The organism is Sulfuriferula sp. (genome assembly GCF_054605375.1).
Window position 1 is genome coordinate 23,064 of record NZ_JBTSEG010000018.1, and the last position, 23,381, is coordinate 46,444.

At 55.8% G+C, this 23,381-nt stretch carries 28 protein-coding genes; 20 read left to right on the forward strand and 8 right to left on the reverse strand.

The window, feature by feature from the left end:
- Positions 1–49: 49 nt before the first annotated feature.
- The gene (gene cysS, locus ACYCZJ_RS10945) at positions 50–1,417 is read left to right on the forward strand and encodes a cysteine--tRNA ligase (RefSeq protein ID WP_461554259.1); all 1,368 of its coding nucleotides are present in this window, start codon (positions 50–52) and stop codon (positions 1,415–1,417) included.
- Position 1,418: 1 nt separating this feature from the next.
- On the opposite strand, the gene ACYCZJ_RS10950 is transcribed toward cysS, so the two are convergent.
- Both ACYCZJ_RS10950 and ACYCZJ_RS10955 read right to left on the reverse strand, forming a co-directional pair.
- Positions 1,419–2,303: an NAD-dependent epimerase/dehydratase family protein gene (locus tag ACYCZJ_RS10950; protein WP_461554260.1), complete on the reverse strand. Its 885-nt coding sequence runs from the start codon at positions 2,301–2,303 to the stop codon at positions 1,419–1,421.
- Positions 2,304–2,307: 4 nt separating this feature from the next.
- Positions 2,308–3,360, reverse strand: coding sequence for an LLM class flavin-dependent oxidoreductase (locus ACYCZJ_RS10955; RefSeq protein ID WP_461554261.1), 1,053 nt, complete (start codon positions 3,358–3,360; stop codon positions 2,308–2,310).
- Positions 3,361–3,401: 41 nt separating this feature from the next.
- On the opposite strand from ACYCZJ_RS10955, the gene ACYCZJ_RS10960 reads away from it, so the two are divergent.
- From ACYCZJ_RS10960 to ACYCZJ_RS11030, 15 genes are read left to right on the forward strand one after another with little or no spacing between them, the layout of a single operon-like run.
- The gene (locus ACYCZJ_RS10960) at positions 3,402–3,887 is read left to right on the forward strand and encodes a hypothetical protein (protein WP_461554262.1); all 486 of its coding nucleotides are present in this window, start codon (positions 3,402–3,404) and stop codon (positions 3,885–3,887) included.
- 58 nt (positions 3,888–3,945) lie between these two features.
- Positions 3,946–4,755 carry an ABC transporter ATP-binding protein gene (locus ACYCZJ_RS10965; RefSeq protein ID WP_461554263.1) on the forward strand — a complete coding sequence of 270 codons (810 nt, stop codon included), beginning with the start codon at positions 3,946–3,948 and terminating at the stop codon, positions 4,753–4,755.
- Complete coding sequence (gene mlaE / locus ACYCZJ_RS10970) at positions 4,752–5,543, forward strand: lipid asymmetry maintenance ABC transporter permease subunit MlaE (protein WP_461554264.1); 792 nt, start codon at positions 4,752–4,754, stop codon at positions 5,541–5,543. Before ACYCZJ_RS10965 ends, mlaE begins: the two co-directional genes overlap by 4 nt.
- 4 nt (positions 5,544–5,547) lie before the next feature.
- Positions 5,548–6,066, forward strand: a complete 519-nt coding sequence (gene mlaD / locus ACYCZJ_RS10975) for an outer membrane lipid asymmetry maintenance protein MlaD (protein WP_461554265.1) — start codon at positions 5,548–5,550, stop codon at positions 6,064–6,066.
- Entirely contained in the window at positions 6,063–7,430 is a 1,368-nt protein-coding gene (locus ACYCZJ_RS10980; RefSeq protein WP_461554266.1) for a TolC family protein, read from the forward strand. Before mlaD ends, ACYCZJ_RS10980 begins: the two co-directional genes overlap by 4 nt.
- Positions 7,431–7,473: 43 nt before the next feature.
- Positions 7,474–8,166: an MlaC/ttg2D family ABC transporter substrate-binding protein gene (locus ACYCZJ_RS10985; RefSeq protein ID WP_461554267.1), complete on the forward strand. Its 693-nt coding sequence runs from the start codon at positions 7,474–7,476 to the stop codon at positions 8,164–8,166.
- Positions 8,163–8,441, forward strand: coding sequence for an STAS domain-containing protein (locus ACYCZJ_RS10990; protein WP_461554268.1), 279 nt, complete (start codon positions 8,163–8,165; stop codon positions 8,439–8,441). The genes ACYCZJ_RS10985 and ACYCZJ_RS10990 overlap by 4 nt, the downstream gene beginning before the upstream one ends.
- The gene (locus ACYCZJ_RS10995; protein WP_461554269.1) at positions 8,442–9,347 is read left to right on the forward strand and encodes an ABC transporter ATP-binding protein; all 906 of its coding nucleotides are present in this window, start codon (positions 8,442–8,444) and stop codon (positions 9,345–9,347) included. It begins immediately after the preceding gene.
- Positions 9,347–10,102: an ABC transporter permease gene (locus ACYCZJ_RS11000; protein ID WP_461554307.1), complete on the forward strand. Its 756-nt coding sequence runs from the start codon at positions 9,347–9,349 to the stop codon at positions 10,100–10,102. Before ACYCZJ_RS10995 ends, ACYCZJ_RS11000 begins: the two co-directional genes overlap by 1 nt.
- Before the next feature lie 7 nt (positions 10,103–10,109).
- Positions 10,110–10,352 carry a BolA family protein gene (locus ACYCZJ_RS11005; protein WP_461554270.1) on the forward strand — a complete coding sequence of 81 codons (243 nt, stop codon included), beginning with the start codon at positions 10,110–10,112 and terminating at the stop codon, positions 10,350–10,352.
- Positions 10,352–11,605: a UDP-N-acetylglucosamine 1-carboxyvinyltransferase gene (murA, locus tag ACYCZJ_RS11010; protein WP_461554271.1), complete on the forward strand. Its 1,254-nt coding sequence runs from the start codon at positions 10,352–10,354 to the stop codon at positions 11,603–11,605. Before ACYCZJ_RS11005 ends, murA begins: the two co-directional genes overlap by 1 nt.
- Positions 11,606–11,617: 12 nt before the next feature.
- The gene (hisG, locus tag ACYCZJ_RS11015; protein WP_461554272.1) at positions 11,618–12,259 is read left to right on the forward strand and encodes an ATP phosphoribosyltransferase; all 642 of its coding nucleotides are present in this window, start codon (positions 11,618–11,620) and stop codon (positions 12,257–12,259) included.
- Positions 12,260–12,265: 6 nt separating this feature from the next.
- Entirely contained in the window at positions 12,266–13,372 is a 1,107-nt protein-coding gene (locus tag ACYCZJ_RS11020; protein ID WP_461554273.1) for a glycosyltransferase family 9 protein, read from the forward strand.
- A complete protein-coding gene (locus ACYCZJ_RS11025; protein ID WP_461554274.1) occupies positions 13,365–14,276 on the forward strand; it encodes a glycosyltransferase family 9 protein in 912 nt (303 codons plus the stop codon). Before ACYCZJ_RS11020 ends, ACYCZJ_RS11025 begins: the two co-directional genes overlap by 8 nt.
- Entirely contained in the window at positions 14,273–15,328 is a 1,056-nt protein-coding gene (locus tag ACYCZJ_RS11030) for a glycosyltransferase family 4 protein (RefSeq protein WP_461554275.1), read from the forward strand. Before ACYCZJ_RS11025 ends, ACYCZJ_RS11030 begins: the two co-directional genes overlap by 4 nt.
- Before the next feature lie 66 nt (positions 15,329–15,394).
- Here ACYCZJ_RS11030 and ACYCZJ_RS11035 read toward each other — a convergent pair whose 3' ends face one another.
- The 5 genes from ACYCZJ_RS11035 to ACYCZJ_RS11055 all read right to left on the reverse strand — a co-directional run bounded on the left by ACYCZJ_RS11035 (position 15,395) and on the right by ACYCZJ_RS11055 (position 19,610).
- Entirely contained in the window at positions 15,395–16,672 is a 1,278-nt protein-coding gene (locus ACYCZJ_RS11035) for an O-antigen ligase family protein (RefSeq protein ID WP_461554276.1), read from the reverse strand.
- Entirely contained in the window at positions 16,659–17,675 is a 1,017-nt protein-coding gene (locus ACYCZJ_RS11040; protein WP_461554277.1) for a CgeB family protein, read from the reverse strand. The genes ACYCZJ_RS11035 and ACYCZJ_RS11040 overlap by 14 nt, the downstream gene beginning before the upstream one ends.
- 88 nt (positions 17,676–17,763) lie before the next feature.
- A complete protein-coding gene (locus ACYCZJ_RS11045) occupies positions 17,764–18,894 on the reverse strand; it encodes a glycosyltransferase family 4 protein (RefSeq protein WP_461554278.1) in 1,131 nt (376 codons plus the stop codon).
- A complete protein-coding gene (locus ACYCZJ_RS11050) occupies positions 18,881–19,141 on the reverse strand; it encodes a hypothetical protein (RefSeq protein WP_461554279.1) in 261 nt (86 codons plus the stop codon). Before ACYCZJ_RS11050 ends, ACYCZJ_RS11045 begins: the two co-directional genes overlap by 14 nt.
- A complete protein-coding gene (locus tag ACYCZJ_RS11055) occupies positions 19,125–19,610 on the reverse strand; it encodes a BrnT family toxin (protein ID WP_461554280.1) in 486 nt (161 codons plus the stop codon). Before ACYCZJ_RS11055 ends, ACYCZJ_RS11050 begins: the two co-directional genes overlap by 17 nt.
- A 41-nt stretch (positions 19,611–19,651) precedes the next feature.
- Here ACYCZJ_RS11055 and ACYCZJ_RS11060 point away from each other — a divergent pair, with 41 nt between their 5' ends.
- On the forward strand, positions 19,652–20,026 hold the full coding sequence (locus tag ACYCZJ_RS11060; RefSeq protein WP_461554281.1) for an HVO_A0114 family putative DNA-binding protein: 375 nt from the start codon (positions 19,652–19,654) through the stop codon (positions 20,024–20,026).
- 25 nt (positions 20,027–20,051) lie between these two features.
- Here ACYCZJ_RS11060 and thiO read toward each other — a convergent pair whose 3' ends face one another.
- Positions 20,052–21,131, reverse strand: coding sequence for a glycine oxidase ThiO (gene thiO / locus ACYCZJ_RS11065; protein ID WP_461554282.1), 1,080 nt, complete (start codon positions 21,129–21,131; stop codon positions 20,052–20,054).
- A gap of 138 nt (positions 21,132–21,269) precedes the next feature.
- Between thiO and ACYCZJ_RS11070 the strand changes: the two genes are divergently transcribed.
- Genes ACYCZJ_RS11070 through ACYCZJ_RS11080 form a run of 3 tightly spaced genes read left to right on the forward strand, consistent with a single transcriptional unit; the run spans position 21,270 to position 23,345 of the window.
- Positions 21,270–21,809 (forward strand): GspH/FimT family pseudopilin, encoded by a 540-nt coding sequence (locus ACYCZJ_RS11070; RefSeq protein ID WP_461554283.1) that lies wholly within the window; start codon positions 21,270–21,272, stop codon positions 21,807–21,809.
- 13 nt (positions 21,810–21,822) lie between these two features.
- Positions 21,823–22,263: a type IV pilus modification protein PilV gene (pilV, locus tag ACYCZJ_RS11075; RefSeq protein ID WP_461554284.1), complete on the forward strand. Its 441-nt coding sequence runs from the start codon at positions 21,823–21,825 to the stop codon at positions 22,261–22,263.
- Positions 22,260–23,345 (forward strand): PilW family protein, encoded by a 1,086-nt coding sequence (locus tag ACYCZJ_RS11080; RefSeq protein WP_461554285.1) that lies wholly within the window; start codon positions 22,260–22,262, stop codon positions 23,343–23,345. Before pilV ends, ACYCZJ_RS11080 begins: the two co-directional genes overlap by 4 nt.
- Positions 23,346–23,381 lie beyond the last annotated feature (36 nt).

Sequence of the window (23,381 nt, forward strand, 5' to 3'; positions counted from 1 at the left end):
ACTCCCGTGGCTTCAAAATCTTCGCTATATTTCATTCGCAATCTATATCATGCTGACCATCTATAATTCCCTCGGCCGAGAAAAGCAGGCCTTTGTTCCGATCACCCCAGGCCAGGTACGCATGTATGTGTGCGGCATGACGGTGTATGACTATTGCCATTTGGGCCACGGACGCGTGCTGGTGGTCTTTGATATGGTAACGCGCTGGCTGCGCGCGTCTGGCTACGCGGTCGAATATGTGCGGAATGTGACCGATATCGACGACAAAATCATCAAGCGTGCCGCCGAGAACAGGGAATCGATCAACGATCTTACCACGCGCTTCATCGCCGCGATGAATGAGGATGCTGCCGCGCTGGGTGTACTGCCACCCACCCACGAGCCACGCGCTACTGATTTTGTCGCGCCCATGCTGCAAATGATCGAAACCTTGATCGAGCGAGGTTTGGCCTATCCGGCGGCCAATGGCGATGTGTATTATGCCGTGCATGCTTTTCCCGGTTACGGAAAGTTGTCGGGCAAATCGCTGGATGAGTTGCGTGCGGGGGAGCGGGTCGAAGTGGATCGGAACAAGCGCGATCCGCTCGATTTCGTATTGTGGAAATCGGCCAAGGCAGGCGAGCCGGCATGGGAATCACCCTGGGGAGCAGGGCGTCCAGGCTGGCATATAGAATGTTCGGCGATGGGAGAACATTACTTTGGCGCGCATTTCGATATTCACGGCGGTGGTCAGGATCTGCAGTTTCCGCATCACGAAAATGAAATCGCCCAGTCCGAAGGCGCCCATAACTGCTCCTTTGTGAACTACTGGATGCACAATGGCTTTGTGCGTGTGGATAACGAAAAAATGTCCAAATCGCTGGGCAATTTTTTCACGATCCGGGAAGTGTTGGCACGTTATGACGCCGAAACGATACGCTTCTTTATCCTGCGCGCACATTATCGTAGCCAGTTGAATTATTCCGACCTGCATCTGGATGACGCCAGGCAGGCCTTGACTCGTTTATATACGGCGTTGCGCGATATGCCGTTCCAAGATATCCGGATAGATTGGATGAATCCGTACGCGGCGCGTTTCAAGGCCGCCATGGATGACGATTTTAATACTGCCGAGGCCATGGCGGTATTGTTTGAACTGGCAGGCGAGACCAATAGATCGCGTTCGATTCAGGATGCTGCGTTGTTACGCGCGCTGGGTGGCGTGCTGGGTTTGCTGCAGAACGATCCTGCGGCTTACCTGCAGTCGTTGAGCAACAGCGTTTATTCAGCGCAGCAGATAGATCAGTTGATTATTGACCGGGCGACAGCGCGCAAGTCGAAGAATTTTGCCGAGGGCGACCGGATTCGCAAACAATTGATGGATGCCGGGATCGTGCTGGAAGATGGTGCGCAAGGCACCACCTGGCGGCGCGAATAGTTCAGCGCATCAACATATCCCCGCTGGTATGTAGTGGGCGCCAGCCGAGTTCATCCAGCGCGCGGCTGCAGTTCAAGGTCAGGCTCTGGTGCACGCCCGCCATCCACCCGGGTTCGCCCCCCGCACCCGTCATTCCCCACACCAGTTTAAGTGCCGCGCCAGCTAATTTCGGCGCAATGGGTACCGCCATGCGATGGCGTGTACGGATCGCATCGCGAAAACTGAAACTGTCGTCTGCAGCCAGGTTGTAAGCGCCGGTTGCCGGTTGCTTGAGCGCCAATACAATGGCGGCAGCCACATCATCTTCATGCACACATTGCAGTAAAGGCTGCGGATCGGGAAGGCGCACATAAAATGGCTGGTGTAGCAGAGTATTCAAAAGCGGCTGGGCATGAGGGCCGAGGATGATATGGGGACGCAACCGTACTACATCCGGATAGTGGGCGGTGAGCCAATGCTCCAGTTCGGCTTTGTGCTCGCCATACAGAAAGCCGGGAATGGGTCTGAGTGGTGCAGTTTCATCGATGCGCATGCCGCCGCCATACACGGCTGCGCTGGACAGGTGCACCTGCCGTTCGATACCCGCTGAATGGGCCATTTCAATCAAATGCTGCGAGGCTTCCAGATTGATCGCGCGCATCATGTGCACCGGCGTTTTGCCGCGCAGCACCACAAATGCCAGGTGTACCAGTCCGTTGCAGCCTAGTAGTAGCGGGCCGAGATTGGCGTCGCGCAGATCTGCCTGGATATGGCGGTATTTTGGGTGCTCAAACCATCCCGGTTTTATATCCAGCCCCAGCACCGATTCGATTGCCGGGTCATCGCACAGGCGCGGTAACAGGGCGCGGGCAAGGTGGCTGGCGCTGCCACTCACGAATATGCGCATCGTTTCAGGCCTGAAAAGCCGGCATGACGTCTTCCGCAATGCAACGCATGGATTCCTGGATGACTTCGGTCGGGAGCGCGCCGGCACCCACTGCACAGAGCAGATTGGTCACCCCGGCCTCACGGTATTTTTGCAGTTTCTCGATACATTCCGCGGGCGTGCCGACGACTGCCATGCCGAATGTTTCCAGCAGCTTCAGATTGATGCCGAGCTTGATCAGGCTGCGAAAGCGCCCCAGATCGTGAAAATGTTCGTAGCTGGGATAGAGTTTTTCCAGCACCGGCAGCGTGGTCGCGAAGAGTGCATTGTAAAACCATGTCAGCGCCGGTTTGGCGAGTTCGCGGGCGCGCTTGCCGTCGGGCAGGCAGAAAATGCCGACGGTCATGCCGGCACGTGGTGCCGGTACGGTTGCTGCGCTGTCCAGATAGTTGCGAATATCATGCTTTACCATCAACCATGGCTTGAACGGGCCGGCCAGCATGCCGAGCTGTTGCTGTGCCGCCCAGACGAAAGTATCCGGACTCACCGCTGCGGTCCACAGCGGGGGGTGCGGTGATTGCAGCGGGTGTGGCAGGATATCCAGTGCGTCCAGAGCATAATGCTCGCCATGAAAGGTGACAGGGCGACGCAGGAATGACGCGCGCAGGATCGCCAGCGACTCGGCTGTACGGCTGCGACTGTCGCTCATGGCCGCGCCGAACACACCATACTCGTGCGGTGAAAAGCCGCGCCCGATACCTAATTCCAACCGCCCGCCGGTGAGGATGTCGAGCGTGGCGGCACGCTCGGCAACATGTACCGGATGATGGTAGGGCAGCGGTACGACACTCAAACCCAGGCGGATACGCCGGGTACGCTGGCTGGCTGCAGCCAGCACCAGATCCGGCTTGGAACTATGCGAATAGCCGCGCATGAAATGATGCTCTACCAGCCATGCGCAGCCGAAACCCAGACTGTCGCCCAGTTCGATTTCGGCCAAAGTGTCGGCATAGGCCTGCGCTTCGCTGCGTGCCAGATGGGGCGGCTGGGAAATCTCGTAAAACAGATCGAATTGCATGGACGGAGCGGGTCTCAAGGGGCTGTTATAATGCCAGCATCATGACAAATTCGCCAAGTTATCCGTGTTACGTAGGTGCGCGCGGCTGGGAACACGAAGACTGGCTGGGCAGTTTTTATCCACAAGACCTTCCGGCAGACTGGCGGCTGACTTACTACAATAATTTTTTTACCTGCTGCTATCTTGATTATCCGGCCTGGGCGCAACAGACCGAGGCTACGTTGAAGCAGTGGGTCGTGGATACCTTGCCGCGTTTTCGTTTTGTGCTGGAAATCCCGGCGAGTTTAGACGAGAGTGATCATGCGCGATTGGCTATATTGGCACCCCGTACCGGCTTGGCGGATACCACGGTTGCATTGCGGGCATCCTGCCTGTGGCTGCCCGATGTGCCGGATTGGCGTCTCTTGTCTGCACAGATTCAGCAGCGCTTACAAACCCCGGGAACGTCATGCTATCTGGTTAGCTCCGCACATTCTGTAGCGGATTTACAACAAGCGATGGTTTTGCTGGAAATCCTCGGTTATTAAATTGTTCGTGTCAGCCACTCGTTATAAAATCCGATCAACTCAAATTTAAGGCGTATCCGTGTCGACAGATAATCTGGTCGAAATTCGTAATCTTTCCTTCGCTTATGGCAAACGTTCGATTCTGAAAGGGATCAATCTGACCGCGCCGCGTGGCAAAGTGATCGCCATCATGGGTGGCAGCGGGTCGGGCAAAACAACGTTATTGCGCCTTATCGGCGGCCAATTGCGCCCCGCCGGTGGGGAGGTGCTGGTAGATGGGCAGAATGTGCACCAGCTTGACCATCAGGGATTATTCCAATTACGGCGTAAAATGGGGATGTTGTTTCAGTTCGGTGCGCTGTTTACCGATTTGAGCGTGTTCGAGAATGTGGCTTTCCAGATGCGCGAGCATACTGATCTGCCAGAGTCCGTCATTCGCGATCTGGTCCTGATGAAATTGCATGCCGTGGGTCTGCGCGGTGCCAGTCAGCTCATGCCGGCAGAATTGTCCGGCGGCATGGCACGGCGCGTAGCATTGGCACGGGCGGTGGCGCTGGACCCAATGCTGATCATGTATGACGAGCCGTTTACCGGGCTGGATCCGATTTCGCTGGGCCAAGTCGGTAATCTGATCCGCAGGCTGACAGATACGCTGGGGCTGACCTCGATTGTGGTCACACACGACGTACAGAAATCATTGGAAATTGTTGACTACGTTTATTTTGTATCGGATGGGGTGGTCGAGGCAGAAGGCACGCCCGCGCAAATCCATGCCTCCGGCCTGCCGTTTGTACATCAGTTTGTGCACGGAGAGGAGGATGGCCCGGTCCCCTTTCACTACCCGGCATCGGATTATGCGCAGGATCTCGGACTGGGGGTGCGCAAATGACAGGTATTGGCGTGTTTTTTTCGGCCATAGGACGGCGCGTAATCGATAGTATCTGGCGTTTGGGCTACGCGGCTCGTTTCATGGCGCTCACATTGCTGCGCTCAGGGACCAGCCTGACACGATTCAGCCTGGTGATCCGTGAAATTTATTCCAGCGGCGTGTTGTCACTGATTATCATTGTGGTTTCGGGATTATTCGTCGGCATGGTGCTGGGCCTGCAGGGTTATGAAACCCTTAAAATATACGGAGCCGAGCAGTCTCTGGGCGTGCTGGTGGCATTGTCCCTGGTACGCGAATTGGGGCCTGTCGTCGCCGCGTTATTGTTTGCCAGCCGCGCCGGTTCGGCAATCACTGCTGAAATTGGCCTGATGAAAACCACCGAGCAACTAAAGGCGCTGGAAATGATGGCGATAGATCCGATTGCTCGTATCGTGGCTCCGCGTTTCTGGGGTGGCGTAATTTCCATGCCATTATTGGCGGCTATTTTTTCGGTGATGGGTATTTTTGGCGGTTATGTGGTTGGCGTGGTGCTGATTGGCGTAGATGACGGCTCCTTCTGGTCACAAATGCAAGCGGCGGTGGATGTTCGCCATGATGTGATTAACGGCGTGATCAAAAGCGGTGTATTCGGTTTTGCGGTGACGGCAATCGCATTGTTTGAAGGCTATGATGCGACGCCGACGGCAGAAGGTGTGTCACGCGCAACCACACGTACCGTGGTGACTTCCGCGTTGGCGATTCTGGCGCTGGATTTCATACTTACCGCATTCATGTTTAAAGGGGCATAGGTAAATGGATAGAACGGCACTCGATTTGTGGGTGGGCGTATTTGTGGCAGCGGGGCTGGCCGCCTTGCTGGTACTGGCATTCAAGGTAGGGAACATGAGCGGCTTTAATATGTCTGACGCCTACACAGTGACAGCTGAGTTCGACAATATTGGCGGGCTCAAACCTCGTGCGGCTGTAAAAAGCGCAGGGGTAGTGGTTGGGCGGGTAAGCCGGATCGCCTTTAACGACAAGACTTATGAAGCAACGGTCACCTTGAGCCTGGATAAGCGTTATTCTTTCCCCCAGGATACTATCGCAGCGATTTTGACCTCGGGCTTGCTGGGGGAGCAATATATTGGCCTGGATGCTGGTGGTAGTGAAAAAAAACTCGCCAGTGGCGATAAAATCCGGATTACCCAGTCTGCGGTGGTATTGGAGAATCTGATCAGCCAGTTTCTCTATAGCAAGGCTGCCGGTGGTTCGGATAGATCATCGACACCCGCCTCGACGGGTACGTCTGAAAAACAAGGAATTCAGCAATGAAAAAGAAAAAAATAAGTGTGTTATCAAATTGTTTCCTGTTGCTGGCGCTGGTAATTCCAGCCGCCGCTTTTGCGCAAACCGTAAATCTGCAGCAGGCTGTGCAAATGGGCCTGCACGCTGATCCGCGGGTCAAGGAACGCGAACAACTGGTGGAATCGGCGCGGGCGCTGCTGGAAGAGGCCCAAGCCAAGGATGGCTGGCGCTTGAACGCCAATTTATTTGTGGGGCTGGCACCTGCGGTAAGTGGTGGTTTTTATCAGGGTGGCGCCACTTCGGGTACAACGCCCCGTACTGATGGACCGTTTCCGGGCGGGTTGTCGGACTGGACCTCGCTACAGGTCGCCTTGATCAAGCCACTGTTTACATTCGGGAAAATCAGGCATTACAGCGAGGCCGCGCAGGGTAATATCGATGTCAAACGCGGTGATGTGCGTATCAGCAAGGCGGACACGGTAATGGACGTCAAGCGCGCCTATTACGGTTATTTGACGGCGCGCGACACACGCCGTTTTCTGGAAGATGTGCAGAGCCGGCTGGAGGATGCACTGAACCGGGTGAGCCGCAACCTAAAGGATGACAATGGCGAATCCAAACAATCGGATTTGTATGCGATGCAGGCGGCGCGTGGTCTCTTGGGGAAATACCTGAGCCAGGCCAAAGCCATCGAAAAAATCAGCCTGAATGGTTTGAAGGTGCTCACCGGGGTGGGGATGGATGCCGATCTGCAGGTGGCCGATGATAGCCTGACACCGGTCGCCTTACCCAAGGATGGTCTGGCCGAATTACAGTCAAAAGCGTTGCAGGATCGCCCGGAAATGACCCAGCTGGAAGCCGGGTTGCGTGCCCGCCGGGCGCTGGTAGCAGCAAAAAAATCCGACAAATATCCGAACGTTTATGCGGGAATTGTGGGTACCGCCAATTACGCATCGCGGCGCGACCGGCTGAACAATCCCTACGTCTATGATCCATTTAACAGCGTTGGCGCGACGCCGGTAGTGGGGGTGAAATGGGATATGGAATTTGATTTGGCCGATGCCAAAGTGGCGGGCGAGCAGGCGGAGCTGGAAGCGCTCAATTATAAAAACCAGTACGCTCAGGCCGGCATTCCCTTCCAGGTATCCGAAGCGTATCAGCATGTTCATGCGGACTATGCGGGATTGCAGTATCTGGCAGAAGGTGCCGCCGCCGCACGGCGCTGGATGATTTCCGCGCTGGCCGATTTCAATGCCGGCCTGGAACCCGCCAATAAGGTAGCTGATGCCCTTAAAACCTATGCGCTGACTCAGGCGGAATATTTGCGTACGGTAAACGATTACAACATGAATGTTGCCCAGATGTACCGCGCTGCCGGTGAACTTGAGTAAAACCAATCCAGAGGCCAACTGAACCATGACACATGAGCTGATATTGAAATCATTTACGCAGATAGAGAAATGGCTGCTGGGAAGTCTGGCTGCTCTGAGCCTGCTAATAGCGGCCCATGGACAGGCTTTGGCAGTTGATGTCGCACCCGATGTGCTGGTCAAGACCACCACCCAGGAAGTGGTCGCCATTCTTAAACAGGACAAGGACATCCAGGCGGGTGATACGCAAAAGATATACAAGCTGGTTGATGCCAAAATATTGCCCAATTTTGACTTCAACCATATGACCATGCTTGCGGTCGGCAAATATTGGTCGCGTGCCACGCCCGCCCAGCGTCAGTCCCTGATCCAGGAGTTCCGCACTTTGCTGGTACGTACCTACGCCAGTTCGCTGACTGCCTTCAATAATCAGGTGATCGAATACAAGCCATTCAGAATGGCGCCGGATGCGACTGACGTAACGGTGCAAACACAGGTAAAGCAGCCAGGTGCGCAGCCTATCCCGATTGATTACAGCATGGAAAAAACCTCCTTCGGCTGGAAAGTCTATGATGTGGTCATTGATGGTGTCAGCCTGGTGACCAACTACCGGAGTTCATTTGGCACGGAAATCCGCCAGTCGGGTATAGATGGCCTGATTCATACGCTGGCCAGCCGCAATCAGCAGGATGCGAGTCGTCAGCAGGACAAAACAGAGCCTGGAGTAGTCAAAAAATCGCATAGTACGCATAAATGACTGGTGCTGAAAACGCGATCTGCGTCCTTGATGCAGTCGTGACCATTCCGACCGTTACACGTGTACTCAAAGCGACCGCTGATGCGATCAGGCAAGGGGCGCGCATCATCGATTTTCATCAGGTACATGAGGTCGATTCGAGCGTACTCGCGCTGATTATTGAATCCAGACGCGAAGCGGAGCAGGCCGGATTTACACTACGCTGTATCAACCTTCCCGCTAATCTGAGAGGTTTGGCCACGCTATACGGCGTGCTGGATCTGATACCGCAATAGATGGGTGCTACTCCGGCAATTCTGGTTCGCCAGTTACACAAGCATTTCGGGAGCCTGCGTGCCCTGCAAGGCGTGGATATGGAGGTTCAGCAAGGAGAGTTTTTTGCCTTGCTGGGCCCCAATGGAGCGGGTAAAACCACGCTGATAAGTATCCTGGCCGGGCTCGCCCGTGCCAGTAGCGGTAGCGCTGCGGTCATGGGGCATGATGTGGTGAGCGATTACCGGGCGACGCGCAAGGCACTGGGCGTCGTGCCGCAGGAACTGGTCTACGATCCTTTTTTCACCGTGCGCGAAGGGCTGCGTATCCAGTCCGGTTATTTCGGTTTGCGCCACAATGACGACTGGATCGACGAGATCATGGCCAATCTCGATTTGCTCGACAAGGCCGATCGCAATATGCGCACCCTGTCCGGCGGAATGAAACGGCGCGTACTGGTAGCCCAGGCGCTGGTGCACAAACCGCCGGTGATCATTCTGGATGAGCCGACCGCCGGGGTGGACGTGGAATTGCGCCAGTCGCTGTGGTCCTTTATCCGCAAGCTCAATGAAGATGGTCACACCATCGTACTCACCACCCATTATCTGGAAGAAGCGCAAGCACTGTGCCATCGTGTTGCCATGCTCAAACAGGGGCGTGTCGTCGCACTGGACAGTACCGCCAACCTGCTCAAAAGCATTGCCGAACGCCATTTGTGTCTGCGGATTACGCCGGATGTGCTGCCGGACGGACTGGTCTCGCGTGTGGTCAGTCACGCCGATGGTTTGTGTGTGCTGGCGCTGGATCATTACGCGGATATGGAGGGCGTGCTGATACAGTTGCGCGAAGCGGGCGTCTGTATCCAGGAGATGGAACTCACCCAACCTGACCTGGAAGACGTTTTCGTCCGCATCATGGGGGCGTCGTGATGATCGGTTTCTACACATTACTTTACAAGGAATTGCTGCGTTTCTGGAAAGTATCGTTCCAGACGGTATTGGCACCGGTCATTACCGCGCTGCTCTATTTGCTGATTTTTTCACACGTGCTGGAAGCGCATGTGCAGGTTTATCCGGGTGTTCGCTACACTGCATTTCTGGTACCTGGCCTGGTCATGATGTCGATGCTGCAGAATGCTTTTGCCAACAGTTCCTCGAGTCTGATCCAGTCCAAGATTACCGGTAATATCGTATTCATGTTGTTGCCTCCGTTATCTTATCTGGAATTCTTTGCAGCCTATCTGCTTGCTTCGGTGGCACGCGGTGTGGTGGTGGGTTTGGGCGTATTTGTGGTGACGCTGGTGTTTACACAGCTTTCCATTCAACATCCATTATGGTTGATTGTATTTGCGTTTCTGGGCACCGGCATCCTGGGCGCGTTGGGGATTATTGCCGGCATCTGGGCTGAAAAATTCGATCAACTGGCCGCGTTCCAGAATTTCATCATCATGCCGTTGACGTTTCTCTCAGGCGTGTTTTATTCAATCCACTCGCTACCGCCATTCTGGCAGGACGTATCGCGTTTTAACCCGATTTTTTACATGATCGACGGCTTTCGCTACGGTTTTTTTGGTGTCGCCGACGTCGCGCCGCAATTGAGTTTGCTGGTCGTAGGGGTGTGCTTTGTGGCATTATCCGCACTCACTCTGATTTTGCTCAAAAGCGGATATAAGCTCCGCCATTAAACTTATTATGGTTACTCCTGAAAACATTCAGCAATATATCGAGCAGGGCATGCCTTGCGAACTCGTGCGCGTGGCGGGTGATGGTCAACACTTTGAAGCCGTTATCGTCAGTGCAGAGTTTCGAGGCAAAAACCGCGTGCAACAGCACCAGATTGTTTACCGTGCGCTGGGCGACCGCATGAAAGCCGAAATTCATGCGCTTTCCATGAAAACACTGACCCCTGAGGAGTGGGCGGCAGGGAATAGCTGATGGATAAACTGGCAATACAGGGTGGTGTGCGCCTATCCGGAGAAGTGCGTATTTCCGGTGCCAAAAATGCAGCGCTGCCGATTCTTTGCGCGGGTTTGCTCAGCGCCGATACGGTGCGCCTGGAAAACCTGCCCAAACTCAAGGACATCAGCACCAGCCTGACGCTGCTTGGTCATCTCGGCATGCAGGTATCACTGGATGATCAGGGAGGTGTGGAGTTGCAGGCTGTGCACCTGGACAAATTGGAGGCACCGTATGAGCTGGTTAAAACCATGCGCGCTTCGATTCTGGTACTGGGCCCCATGCTGGCGCGCTATGGAGAAGCCAGGGTGTCGCTGCCCGGTGGCTGCGCCATCGGTTCGCGCCCGGTTGACCTGCATATCAAGGGATTGCAGGCAATGGGAGCGGAAATACACATTGAACATGGTTATATTCACGCTAAATCAAGCCGCCTGAAAGGTGCGCGCATTTTCATGGATACCGTGACCGTGACCGGTACCGAGAATCTGATGATGGCTGCTACCTTGGCCGATGGCACGACCATTCTGGAAAATGCAGCGCGCGAACCCGAAGTGGTGGATCTGGCCAATTGCCTGATTGCGATGGGTGCCAAAATCGAAGGTGGCGGTAGTGATGTCATCGTGATTGAGGGGGTGGACAAGTTACATGGCGCGACGCATAGGATCATGCCGGATCGCATCGAAACCGGGACTTATCTGGTGGCGGCCGCCATTACCCGGGGACAGATTCGAGTGCTGAATACTCGCGCCGATATCATCGAGTCGGTACTGGACAAATTGCGTGAATCCGGTGCTAATATCGATGTCGGTCACGATTGGATCGGCCTGGAAATGCATAATCGCCCCAAGGCAGTGAATCTCAAAACGGCACCTTATCCCGCATTTCCCACCGATATGCAGGCGCAGTTCATGGCACTCAATTGCATTGCGGAAGGCGTCGGCACGGTTACCGAAACCATTTTCGAGAACCGCTTCATGCATGTTCAGGAGATGCAGCGCCTGGGTGCCGATATCACCGTAGAAGGCAACACTGCCCTGGTGCGCGGTGTAGACAGGCTGGAAGGCGCAGTGGTCATGGCGACCGATCTGCGTGCTTCGGCGTCATTGGTGCTGGCGGCACTGATTGCCGAGGGTGAAACTACCATTGAACGTATTTATCATATCGACCGCGGCTATGAATGCATCGAGGAAAAGTTCGCCCAATTGGGCGCGCGCATTCGCCGCGTAAAATGACCTGAGGTATTCATGATTACCATCGCTCTGTCCAAAGGCCGCATCTTTCAGGAAACCTTGCCGCTGCTCGAAGCTGCCGGCATCACGCCGCGTGAAGATCCGGAAAAGTCGCGCAAACTGATTATTGCCACCAATCGGCCGGAAGTACGCCTCATCATCATTCGCGCCACCGATGTACCGACGTATGTGCAATATGGTGCAGCCGACCTGGGCGTGGCAGGCAAGGATGTATTGATCGAACATGGTGGTGAAGGTATGTATCAGCCGCTGGACCTGAATATTGCGCGTTGCAAGATGATGGTGGCTGCCCATCCGGCTTTCGATTATGAACAAGCTGTGCACCAGGGGGCGCGTCTGCGTGTAGCCACCAAATACCTGAAAACCGCACGCGAATATTTCGCTGCCAAAGGCGTGCATGTGGACCTCATCAAGCTGTACGGCTCGATGGAGCTGGCACCGCTGGTCAAGCTTGCCGACGTAATTGTCGATCTGGTGAGTAGCGGCAGCACGCTCAAGGCGAATGGTCTGGTGGCTATGGAGGAAATTATGGACATCAGTTCGCGTCTGGTGGTCAATCAGGCCTCGCTCAAATTGAAGCACGCAGAAATCCAGCCGGTACTGGACAGCATCGCTTCTGCCATCAAGACGGATTGACATCCGTTGCCGGCACCGTCCGTCAACCTGCCAGACGATTCATCCATCCAGCGGATCCTGATTATTAAATGGAGCGCGTTGGGTGATTTGGTGATGGCGAGCGCCTTGTTCGAGGATATTCGTCGCGCATTTCCACAAGCCGAGCTGCATTTAAATACGCTGCCAGTTAACCAGAAACTGTTTGCCGCAGATACGCGTTTTGCCAGAATCATCGCGCTGGATGCGCGCGCCAAATCCGGGAAACTGTTTGCGATGCTGCGTTGGTTGCATGCCATACGGGCAGGTCGCTACGATATGGTGATCGATTTGCAGACTAGCGACCGCAGCCGTTTTTTGCTGGGCGCCTTGCAGCTCACCGGCAGGGGCATACGCCATCGCGTCGGCAACCATGGCTTCTGGCCATATACGACCGGTCCGGACGATCTGCCTCGCAGCGTCAACCCGGTACTGCGCATGCACGCCGCGCTGAATCTGGCAGGTATTCCCACGCCAACCCGCCATCCTGTGCTGGTGGTGCCGACGCATAACCGTGAACGGGTGAAGCATCTGCTGGCACAATACGGCATTGCGGAGGGAAACTACGCGCTGCTGTTTCCAGGCTGTCATCCGCGCGGTTATCTGAAGCGCTGGGGCGAGCAAAACTATGCTGAATTAGGACGCCTGCTACTGCAAGAGGGTCTGGTCAAGCATGTGGTCATTGCGGGCGGCCCGGATGAAATTCAGTTAGGGGATGCCATTGCCAGGCGTATTGGGGTGGCAGCAGTGAATATGTGCGGTGCTACCGAAATGCTGGATATCATTCCACTGGCTGAGCATGCCCGCTACATCATTGGCAACGATACCGGCACCTCGCATCTGGCCGCCTGCAGCGAACGCCCGCAGGTGGTGATTTGCGGGCCTACCGATCCCACCCGCGTCAAACCGCTGGGCGACCAGGTCATCGCCATCCAGGCCGATTTGCCGTGCAGCAATTGCTATCGCAAGCATTGCTCACATCATTCGTGCATGCGCGAGGTGCATCCCGAACAAGTGCTGGCGCTGCTTACCCAACCGCCGCAACAAACCATTGTTCACGTGGCGGCCAGAATTCTTGAGGCATTACCAGATGTCTGAGCCACGCCAGATACTGTTTATCACGCTCAGCAATATCGGTGACGCGGTCATGACTACCCCGGTGCTGTCCGCGTTGCATGCGCGCTATCCGCAGGCGCGTTTCGACATTGTTGCCGATGCACGTTCGGCCGCTTTGTTCGAACACTTCGAAGCGCTGGACAAGATCATTCTCAAACACAAAAATGCGCGCTGGCGCGATAAACTGGATTTCGTCAGGCAATTGCGCAGCAAGCGCTATGACCTCATTGTTGATCTGCGTACCGATGGCCTTGGCTGGTTGCTGCGAGCTAAACAGCGCTTGCATAAAGTAAAAAATCACCCATCCGATCGCCATAGCGTGATACGGCATTTCATGGCGATTGAACCGCTGGTCGGGCACATCCAGCCACCGCCCGCACGATTATGGATAAGTGCAGCGACCCATGCACGAGCGGCAGACTGGTTGCAAGGCTTACCCGGCAAGCGCTGGCTGGCATTGGGACCAGGTGCAAACTGGGAAGGCAAAGTCTGGCCTGCCCAGCGCTTTGCCGCACTGGTGCAGAATTGTGCCAGTCAATTTGATGCGGTCATTTTTCTGGGGAGTGCCGCTGACAGCGCACGTGTCGCGGATATTGTTCGTACGCCGTCCTTACCTTGTCTTGACCTGACCGGCAAGAGCAGCCTGCTCGAAGCCGCAGCGGTGTTGCAACGTGCCGCCGTGTTCGTGGGAAATGATTCCGGACTGGGCCACCTGGCCAGCGCAGTAGGTACGCCTACGCTCACGGTATTCGGCCCCGGTGAGCCGCTGCGCTATCATCCTTGGGGCGAACGTGCGCACTGGCTGGCTTCACCCGCCAGCGATCTTGCCCAGCTTGATGTGGCAAAGGTAGCTGCACAATTGAACGTGCTGCTTAATCTGCCATGAAAGTGCTGCATGTCATCGGCTCGGCCGGCGTGGGGGGCGCAGAAAAGCATGTGCTGGATTTGTGCATGCAACAAAAAGCATCGGGCCTGGATGTCCATGTTGCGCTACCCGCTACAGGTGCGTTGGGCATCGCCCTGGCTAAACACCACATTGCTTATACGTTAATACACGCAGGCGGACGCTGGCATCCCCTGGCTTTATGGTCATTGCGACGGACAATACACCGTATCCAGCCAGATATTATTCACGCCCACATGCTTAAATCCGCAACGATGGTCGGACGGATCAACCGCAAGGTGCCGTGCGTGGTGACGGCCCATAATATTGTCAAGCATCTGGGCCCGTTCCGGCATTGTCAGCACGTCATATGCGTATCCGACATGGTGAGGGATTCATTATGCGGTTTGGGTTACCCCGCACCAAAAATCAGCGTGATTCACAATGCCGTTGATACGCAAATGTTTAGTACAGCCAAACGCGAGGCGGTGCGTAGCCAAATGGCTTGGCAAGATCAACTTGTCGTAACCTGTGTAGCGCGGCTGGTGCCTGCCAAAGGACAAACTTTCGCGATCAATGCCTTACCGGATTTGGTCGCGGCGATACCGAATATCAAATTGGTATTCATCGGTGATGGCCCCGATCATGCAAAGTGTGAAAAACTCGCCCACGGTCTGAGTGTGGAAAATCATTTGGCGTTGATGGGTTCAAGAACCGACGTAGCCGATTTGCTCGCGGCAACCGATATTTACTTGCAGCCGAGTATTAAAGAAGGTTTCTGTATTGCCTTTTTAGAAGCAATGGCGACAGGATTGGCATGCGTGGGTACGCATACAGGCGCGATACCCAGCATGATCAGGAATGGCGAAAACGGCATACTCATCAAGCCGGCAGATATTTCTGCAATTGTCGATGCAGTGTCAAAGCTGGCGCATGACTACACTTTGCGAACGCGGTATGCTCAAGCGGCCAAAATCACCGCAAATACGCAATTCAGCCCGGAGAAACAGGCCACGGATACGCTAAAAGTCTACCAACAAATCGTCACTCTTTAGAGTGACTCGAAAAGCCTACCGTCCGGGCGGCGCTATAAAGTTCGACCCATCCCGGGAGACACGGCATCAATCACCGCCCTCGTTTAGCAACGTCGCGCAATACAACGCAACCAGCCACCACACCAGCGCCGATAAAATACTGCCATAAAATGCGATGCCCGCATTCACCGGCAGGGTAGCAACCAGTATCGATAGCCCGATCGGTACGGCGTAGGTATTGCCGGCGCGCATCGCCTGCCAGGTGCGGCGCAGCATCATAACCAGGAACGCCGCGAAGCCCAGTAGACCGATCACACCGGTCTCGACCAGAATTTCCAGCGTGATCTGATGCGGATGAGTGGGGCCGGAGGTCGGATTGAGCTTTATGAAAGGATCGTCCGGGGCGGCATATTGCGGATAGATATAACGGAATCCGCGCGCGCCGATGCCGTTCAGCCAGTGATCTTTGGCAATCCTGATTCCGGTTTTCCAGATCGGCAGGCGCAGACTCGTGGCATCATCCATTTTTTCATAATTGCCGCTGAACAGCCCGGCCGTGACACGCAGCTTGTCTTGCAGGGGAGGGTAGGCAGCAATCAACGCACCGATCGACGCGGCGCACAGCAAAACGATCAGGATTGCCCGGCCCAAATGGCGTCTGGGTGCCGTGAAATAGGCATACACGGCGAACCCAACCATACCTGCTGCGTACATTCCCCACGCGGCGCGGCTGCCCGACAGCAGAATCACCGCTGTGTAAGGTGCCAATGCCAGCCAGTACCAGCTAGTCGAGCGTGCGGCGCGGCGGCGAATCACTTCAAAATATACCGGCGCCAGCACCGCCACGATGAGTCCCATGATGAGTTTGGCAAACGGGCCGGTGATACGGCCGCCTTGGGGTTGATAGCCGAATACATCATGGCCGATGGCGGCTTGCAGCAGCCCATCGGCAATCCATAAACTCAGCAGCAGCGTGATGGCTATAAACAGCTTGCTGCGGCTGGCTTCATCACGCAGCGCATACAGCGCAAATACGCCAGCCAGCGGAAAGCGTACATATGCCAGTGCCGTGCTGGCAGCCGGCTCGAAGGTGATGGCATCCGGCAAGGCCGCCACCAGCGGTAGCCAGATGCAGGCGAATAGCAGCAGCAGCCAGCGCATCGAAGGATGCCGCCAGATGGCGCGCCCATCCTTATACATTAATGCAATGCCACCGAAGGTCATCAGCGCCAGCGGCACCTCAAAGCCTTTGCCCATTGGTGAGGCGAAAACAAACGCGGCGATCAGCCACCAGCCATGTTGACGCACGGCGTGTGCAAATGATCCAGCAGGGGTGGAGAGAACAACGGGTTCAGAGGAGGTCATGCGTGGTTTCCTGGTGGGCAATTAGCGTGGTAACAAGTTGCCTGCTGGCAGTATTTGCTGCTGGCGACAGCCAGTCCGCAAGTATCGAGAGCAGGCGATGGTAATAGGTATGCTGAGCCAAAGCATGTTCTCTTGCGCGCTGAGCCATTCCAGCGGCGGCATCAGGATGCGCCAGCAGATATTTTACTTGGTCTGCCATTTGCTCGGGAGTATGGCTGACCAGCATCTGGGTGTCAGGCTCGAAATATTGCGCGAGTCCATCCCGATAATCGACGACTTGCGGGATGCCGTAAGCCGCGCATTCGAAACTGCGCATGTTAGTGCCATGCCGCACGACCTGAGCGTGGAGATTGAGCGCGACACGGTAGCGCGCATAGACCTCCCCCATTTTTGCGTTGGCGAGTGCGGGGTGAAACAGCAGCGGGTGCTGCCAGAACAGGCGTGTGCGCAGGAAATAATTGCCGTAAACAATCGGGCGCACGTTGGCGGCAATCAGTCCCTGGAGCCAGACGTCACGCCGACTATCATTGTTGCCAATAAAGCAGCAGCCTGCCGGATAGTCCGCAGTTGGGGCAGGACGATGCACCTTGGGGTGGCAGGCAAACGCCAGCTCACCCCGGTAGCGTGCCGGCTCGATGACCTTGAGCAAGTCTTCCGCATAACCTGTATCCGAGAGATAAATGTGCTCGAACGGCGCGCAATCACCCGCTGATAGCGTAGGCGCATCGGTCAGCCAGAGAACATGTTTACGGTCGGCGCGTAATTGCCTGAAAGCGGGAATGTGGTTGATGAAAATTGCGCTGTCATAGTCGCTGGCGTTGATGCGCCCCACCCGGTCACGCAGCCATTTGCGTTTGTCCATCCGGTAGGCCAGATAGTCGGCAAGGCTGTCGGGGTAGGTAGTCATCCACTGCGCCTGACCGGGGAACAGGTCTTGCAGGGCATCGAACAGGTATTGCGCAAGCCCGCCTTTCCAGGGTTTGGCGACCAGCAGGATTTTCATTGAGGAAGTGAAAATGTTGTTTTTATGTCATCCATTGTTATGGATTTGCCCATACCAGATTGGCCCACAATTGAATTTGATCCGGTAATCATTCAGCAATTTCAAGATAAAGTGCCATGGTTTTTTCCAGCATCGCCGCCAAAGGGTAAGCGCCGCAATCGGCAACCACAACCGGCAGCTCCAATAATCCCATAACGCGTTCGATCAGCGCATCCATATTTCCCAGTTCAACCAGCCCGGCAGGATAGGCCGTCGCGAGTATCTCGCCGACGCCGCCGTGATTATACCCGACCACCGGCGTGCCCAGCCGCAGCGCCTCCAGCACCGTGCGGCCAAACGACTCCGGTTTGCTGGACAGCGAAAGCACGATATCCGACACCGCAAACACGTCGCGCATGTCGCTGCGATGGCTGGTAAACGTGATGTCACCAGCCAACCCGCGCGCTGCCACGGCCTGGTGCAATTCGCGCGCGTAGGCGAGGCGCCTGGGGTCTTCGCCGCCCACGATCAGGCCGTGTACCGGCAGTCCGCGTTGTTTCAGGCGGGCGATGAGTTCGATGAAGGCTTCGTGGCCTTTCAGCCGGGTCAGGCGGCCGGGCAGGGTGAGGATGCGTTTGCCGATGAGTTGCGGATATTGCGCGCGCCATGCGGCCAGCCAGTCCGGTGCAGGCTGGTAGCCGTAGGGGAATTCCGCCGCGTCCACGCCCCGGTAAATGACCTCTATGTGGCTGGGATCGGTATCCGGGTAGTTACGCAGGATATAGTCGCGGATGGTGTTGGAGACGGCGATGATGCGCTCGCCTTGCAGCATCACCCGGCTGTAGCGGTTGACCGAATACAGCCCGTGCACGGTGGTGACCAGCCGTGGTCGCGTGGCCGGGTCCATGCCGCGCCAGGCCAGGTAAGCCACCCATGCCGGCATGCGCGAGCGCACATGCAGGATGTCCACCTCATGCTCGATAAGAAAACGCCGCAGGCGCGGTACCAGGCGCAGCGTGAACAGCGATTTTTTGCCCACCGGCCAGGTGAAATGCGCCGCGCCCTCCGCTTCCAGTTGAGCCACCATGCGTCCGCCCGCCGACATCACCAGCGCACGATGTCCGTGCTGCACCAGATGGCGCGCCACTTCCAGCGTGCCGCGCTCCACCCCGCCGCCCTGGAGTGCGGGCAGGATTTGCAGGACGGTGAGGAGTTTATCGCTTGGCTTAACGGGGGGCACGGCCTTTGCGCGCCGTTTCTGCAGGAGGTACGGTGAGGCTGGGTAAGTGTTTCATGAGTTGAACCAACGACAATAACGCATCGTTGACTGCCTTGTCGTTTGGAAATACTTTTGCAAGTTCAGGTGATAGCTTAACCAGGTTTGTTCCTTGCAAGACTTGTTCGTAGTATTTGCCTCTGACGCCACCCTTAAGCTCGGAAAGCTTGTATTCCTGGCGCAAGGTGTCTTTCTCAGTTTCCTTCTGCATAGATTTTCTGCTCCTCTCGCGTTGCTCTGCGTGCGCTGATAATTCGGATTTGGTCTGCTGCCTCGATATGGGAGACAACAAGCAAAAGCCTCTCGCTCGAAAGCCCGAACGTCAGGAAACGGGGCTCGCCGATCGAGTGGTCCGGGTCGGCATAAGTAATGGCCAATGGATCGAAAAATACCGAGCCCGCTTCATAAAATGATACGCCGTGCTTGCGTAAGTTCGCGGCGGCCTTTTTGGTATCCCAGCCAAAGTTCATTCGTGAATAATAGCCGACCGGGCGCGGATATGACAGAGGATATCGGGAAAAAGCCCGTGTAGGGCGGATTAGCGATAGCGTAATCCGCCGCATGGAGGCCGTGTTCTCGGTTTTGACAATGCCCACAACTACCACCAACGGCATTACATGGGTGAGATTGAAGTAGTCGAATTTATCAATTATGAAGCAACACAAGAAAGATTCCAGCAAGAGTGGCTGGAAATTGTTAACCGGACACGAGACATAAAACTATGACGAGGATCGTGATTCGTACGGATGATGCGGCGGGCTTCTTTTCGCGCGCCAAGGATGCGGCGCGGAAAGCCGATCAGGGCGCAGCGTTTGAAGGCAAGCTAACGCTCTCGTTCGAAGACCCGCAACAGATGTTCACCGTGCTCTCGGAAGCGCGCCGCCGTTTGATGCTTGAAGTGATGCACGAGCCCAGGACGATTAATGAGCTGTCTCACCGCCTGCATCGCAACCGCTCGGCTATCACCAAAGATGTCGGGCTGCTTGAGAAGATGGGGCTGCTTGTCTCGCAACGCCAGTCCAATCCGGGGCACGGGATTCAAAAAGTGGTGCGTTCCGTCGCGCCTAAAATCGAGATGGTGGCAACACTGGGGTGATTTTACGTGCATCACTGATGCTAGCCTACGTCTCTGCCCAGCGATAAGGCGCAATATCCAGCACCTGCGGCCTGCCCGCAATCAAATTCGCCAGAATTTGCGCGCTGGCCGGTGCCATGGTTACGCCGTAGCGAAAGTGCCCGGTGTTGGCGTAGAGATTTTCGACCAGTGGGTGGCGGCCTATCGTCGGGATATTATCCGGCGAGCCCGGCCGCAGCCCGCTCCAGTGTCGCACTACTGGCAGCGACCGCAGCGCGGGAAAAATATCGGTAGCCGTGCTGTAGAGCATTTGTCTGGCTGCTTCGGTGGTGCTTTTGTCAAAGCCGACATCTTCTATGGTGCTGCCCGCCAGTATGTGGCCGTCACGGCGCGGGATCAGGTAAATGCCCTGACGATAAACAATATGCGGCAACAATTCCGGTGCGGCTTTGAACAACAGCATCTGGCCGCGCATCGGTTTGATCGGCCAATGTGGCGCGATCTCGCCCAATATTGACTGGCTCCAGGCCCCGGCAGTAATGATATAGGCACTCGCCTGCTGTTTTCCCTGCGTTGTATCCAGATAATCAATGCGCGCGGGCTCGGCAAGCGCAACATGCGTGACCTCCACGCCTTCCTGCAGCTTGACGCCGGCATCCTGCGCGGCAACGCGTAATGCCTGTACCAGACGTGGATTGCGTACCTGCGCCACATCCGGCAGCCACAGCGCGCGGCTGTCCTGCGTTAGTCCGGGTATGCGCTGTTGCGCGGCTTCGTAGGCATGGCGCCAACCGTGTTGTACGCACCAGGATTCGGCAACAACCTCATCCATTGGTGGCAACGCCAGCATCCCGCTGGCCAGGAATTCCGGGTCGATACCGCTGATGGACATCAGATCAGCCGACCATTGCGGGTACAGTTGAACGCCCAGATCGCACAAGCTGGACACAGCCTCCGGATAGTTCCACGGCAGCAACGGCGACAAAATACCGCCACCAGCCCAGGAAGCTTCCGCCCCCGCCGCGCCGCGTTCCAGCACCGTCACGCTTGCACTGTGGCGTGCCAGTTCGAGCGCGCTGGATAAACCAATGACACCGCCGCCGATAATGATGAAATCAGGATTCAAGGTAGGGCAAGCATGGATAAAAATCTAAAGGTAGGCAGTTTTTAGCCGTTCATTCTAGCAAACCTGCCGCTCGTCGGGTGGCGCTGGTGGATTGCAAAACACCGGTCTAGGATTCAGGCTGTGAAAAAAGAAAACATTATGAACGGACAATTTAATCGGGGATTTACGCTGATAGAACTGCTCGTCACCATGGCGGTGGCGGCGATTCTTGTGAGCATTGCCGTGCCCAGCTTCCAGACTTTTTTCAACCGTAACCGCATAGCCGCTGTGACTAACGACTACATTACCGCCATCAATTATGCGCGTAGCGAGGCAATAAAAGGTGGCGCAATTACCACGCTGTGTATGTCCAACAGCGGTCTCGCATGCACAGGCAATTCTGGTTGGAGTAATGGCTGGATTATCTGGGTCGACCGCAATGGCAACAGCATTATGGATACTGGCGTGGTATCCGAGTTGATCCGCGCTCACGGGCCGATCAATGCCGGTGACGTGGCGATGGGCGGTACCAAGACCAGCTTTAGCTTCAACAGCCAAGGCGCCCTGACCACCACAACGGGTGGTGATACATTCAATATCTGTACACCCAGTGGTCTAACGTTTTCCAACAGCATTACCGTTGACCCTTCCGGTCATTTGCGACGCGTCGCCAACCCCGGTCTTGCAACTTGTCCGTAACGGAGTGAGCCACATGCGGCAACAAGGATTTACCTTATTGGAAGTGCTGGTGGCCATGGTCATTGTGTCCATTGGCCTCGTTGGCCTTGCGGGGCTGATGATGACCAGTGCCAAGAACAATCAGAGCGCCTTTTATCGTTCGCAGGCGAGTTGGTTGAGCTATGACATCATCGACCGCATGCGTGCTAACCGCACGCCGGCTCAAAATGGTGCATATGATATCGCTCTTGGGGTTGCGCCAACTGGCTGTGGTTCAGGGGTAGCGGTTTCCGATGATCTGTGTCAATGGAATACGGAGCTGCAAACCGCTCTGCCAACCGGCAAAGGGTCAATTGTAGTATCCGGAAGCGTTGCAACTGTCACTGTAAGTTGGGATGACAGCCGCGGGCTGGGGAGATATGCAAATTTTACCGGCAACCAGGCCCAATCCATTTCAATACAGACACAACTATGAACGTTAATCGACTCTTACCATTGCGTCAGACCGGTCTCAGCCTGGTCGAACTGATGATTGCCATCACCATCGGCTTCATCGTTGTGGCGGGCGTGGGCTACCTGTACTTGGGCAGCCGCCAGACTTTTAACACCCAGGACAGCCTGTCCGCCATCCAGGAAAACAGCCGCTTCGCACTGGACACGATGAGCCATGATATTCGCATGGCCGGCTATATGGGATGCGGCAATCTTGCCACTACTACGCCCGGTAACATTACTGCCGCTCCCACAATTGCCCCGGTGACGCCCGGCACCGCCTTGCAGGTATTTCCAGGAGGTGCAGGCTGGACTGCTCCTGCTGGTGTTGCCTGGATGGCCGGAGACGTATTGCGAATTTCCGGGGCTGACCCTTCCGGAGTATCTCTTACTGGCCCGGTGCTTCCGGGTTCCACTGCTGTTGTTCATGTTGCTGGTAATCCTGGTAACTTTCAGGCTAACGACGTTTTATTGATTAGTGACTGTACGAATGCGGTGATATTCGTAACGAATGGTGTATCGAGCTCATCTGGGATAGTCTCCCTTGCGCATGGGAGCAGTGTAAATAGCGTACCTTATCTTTCCGCTACCTATGCATTTAACCCGCCAACGACGGTGCCCGGAGCACAAGTTTACGCTTTCCGGCAGACGGATTATTTTGTGGGCTGTCCCACGGCATCATTGTCAGGCGGTCAGTGCAGCGTGCCTCTGGCGCTGTATCAGGTGATCAACAACGGCGTTCCCCAGGCGCTTGTGGATAACGTGGAAAACATGGGCTTTTTGCTGGGGATGAATGCCAGTGTGCCGCCTGCGCCGCCGCTTGTGGGGAGCTATCAATCTCCTGCCGTGGTCGCGGCGGCCGGTACGTGGGCTAATGTGCTCACAGTACAAGTGCATCTGCTGATGGTGGGTGGCCCGGCCAATGAAGGGCGCAGCAACGTTGCCGTAACCTCTCAGCCGTACAGTTTCATCGTCAATGGAACCACCTACGCAACCTACCCGGCGGACCGGCGCATGCGCCAGGACGCTACCGCTACCATCGCCATACGCAACCGCCTCCCCTAAATCATGGATAAATTGCTTATTCCTTCCAGACAAACA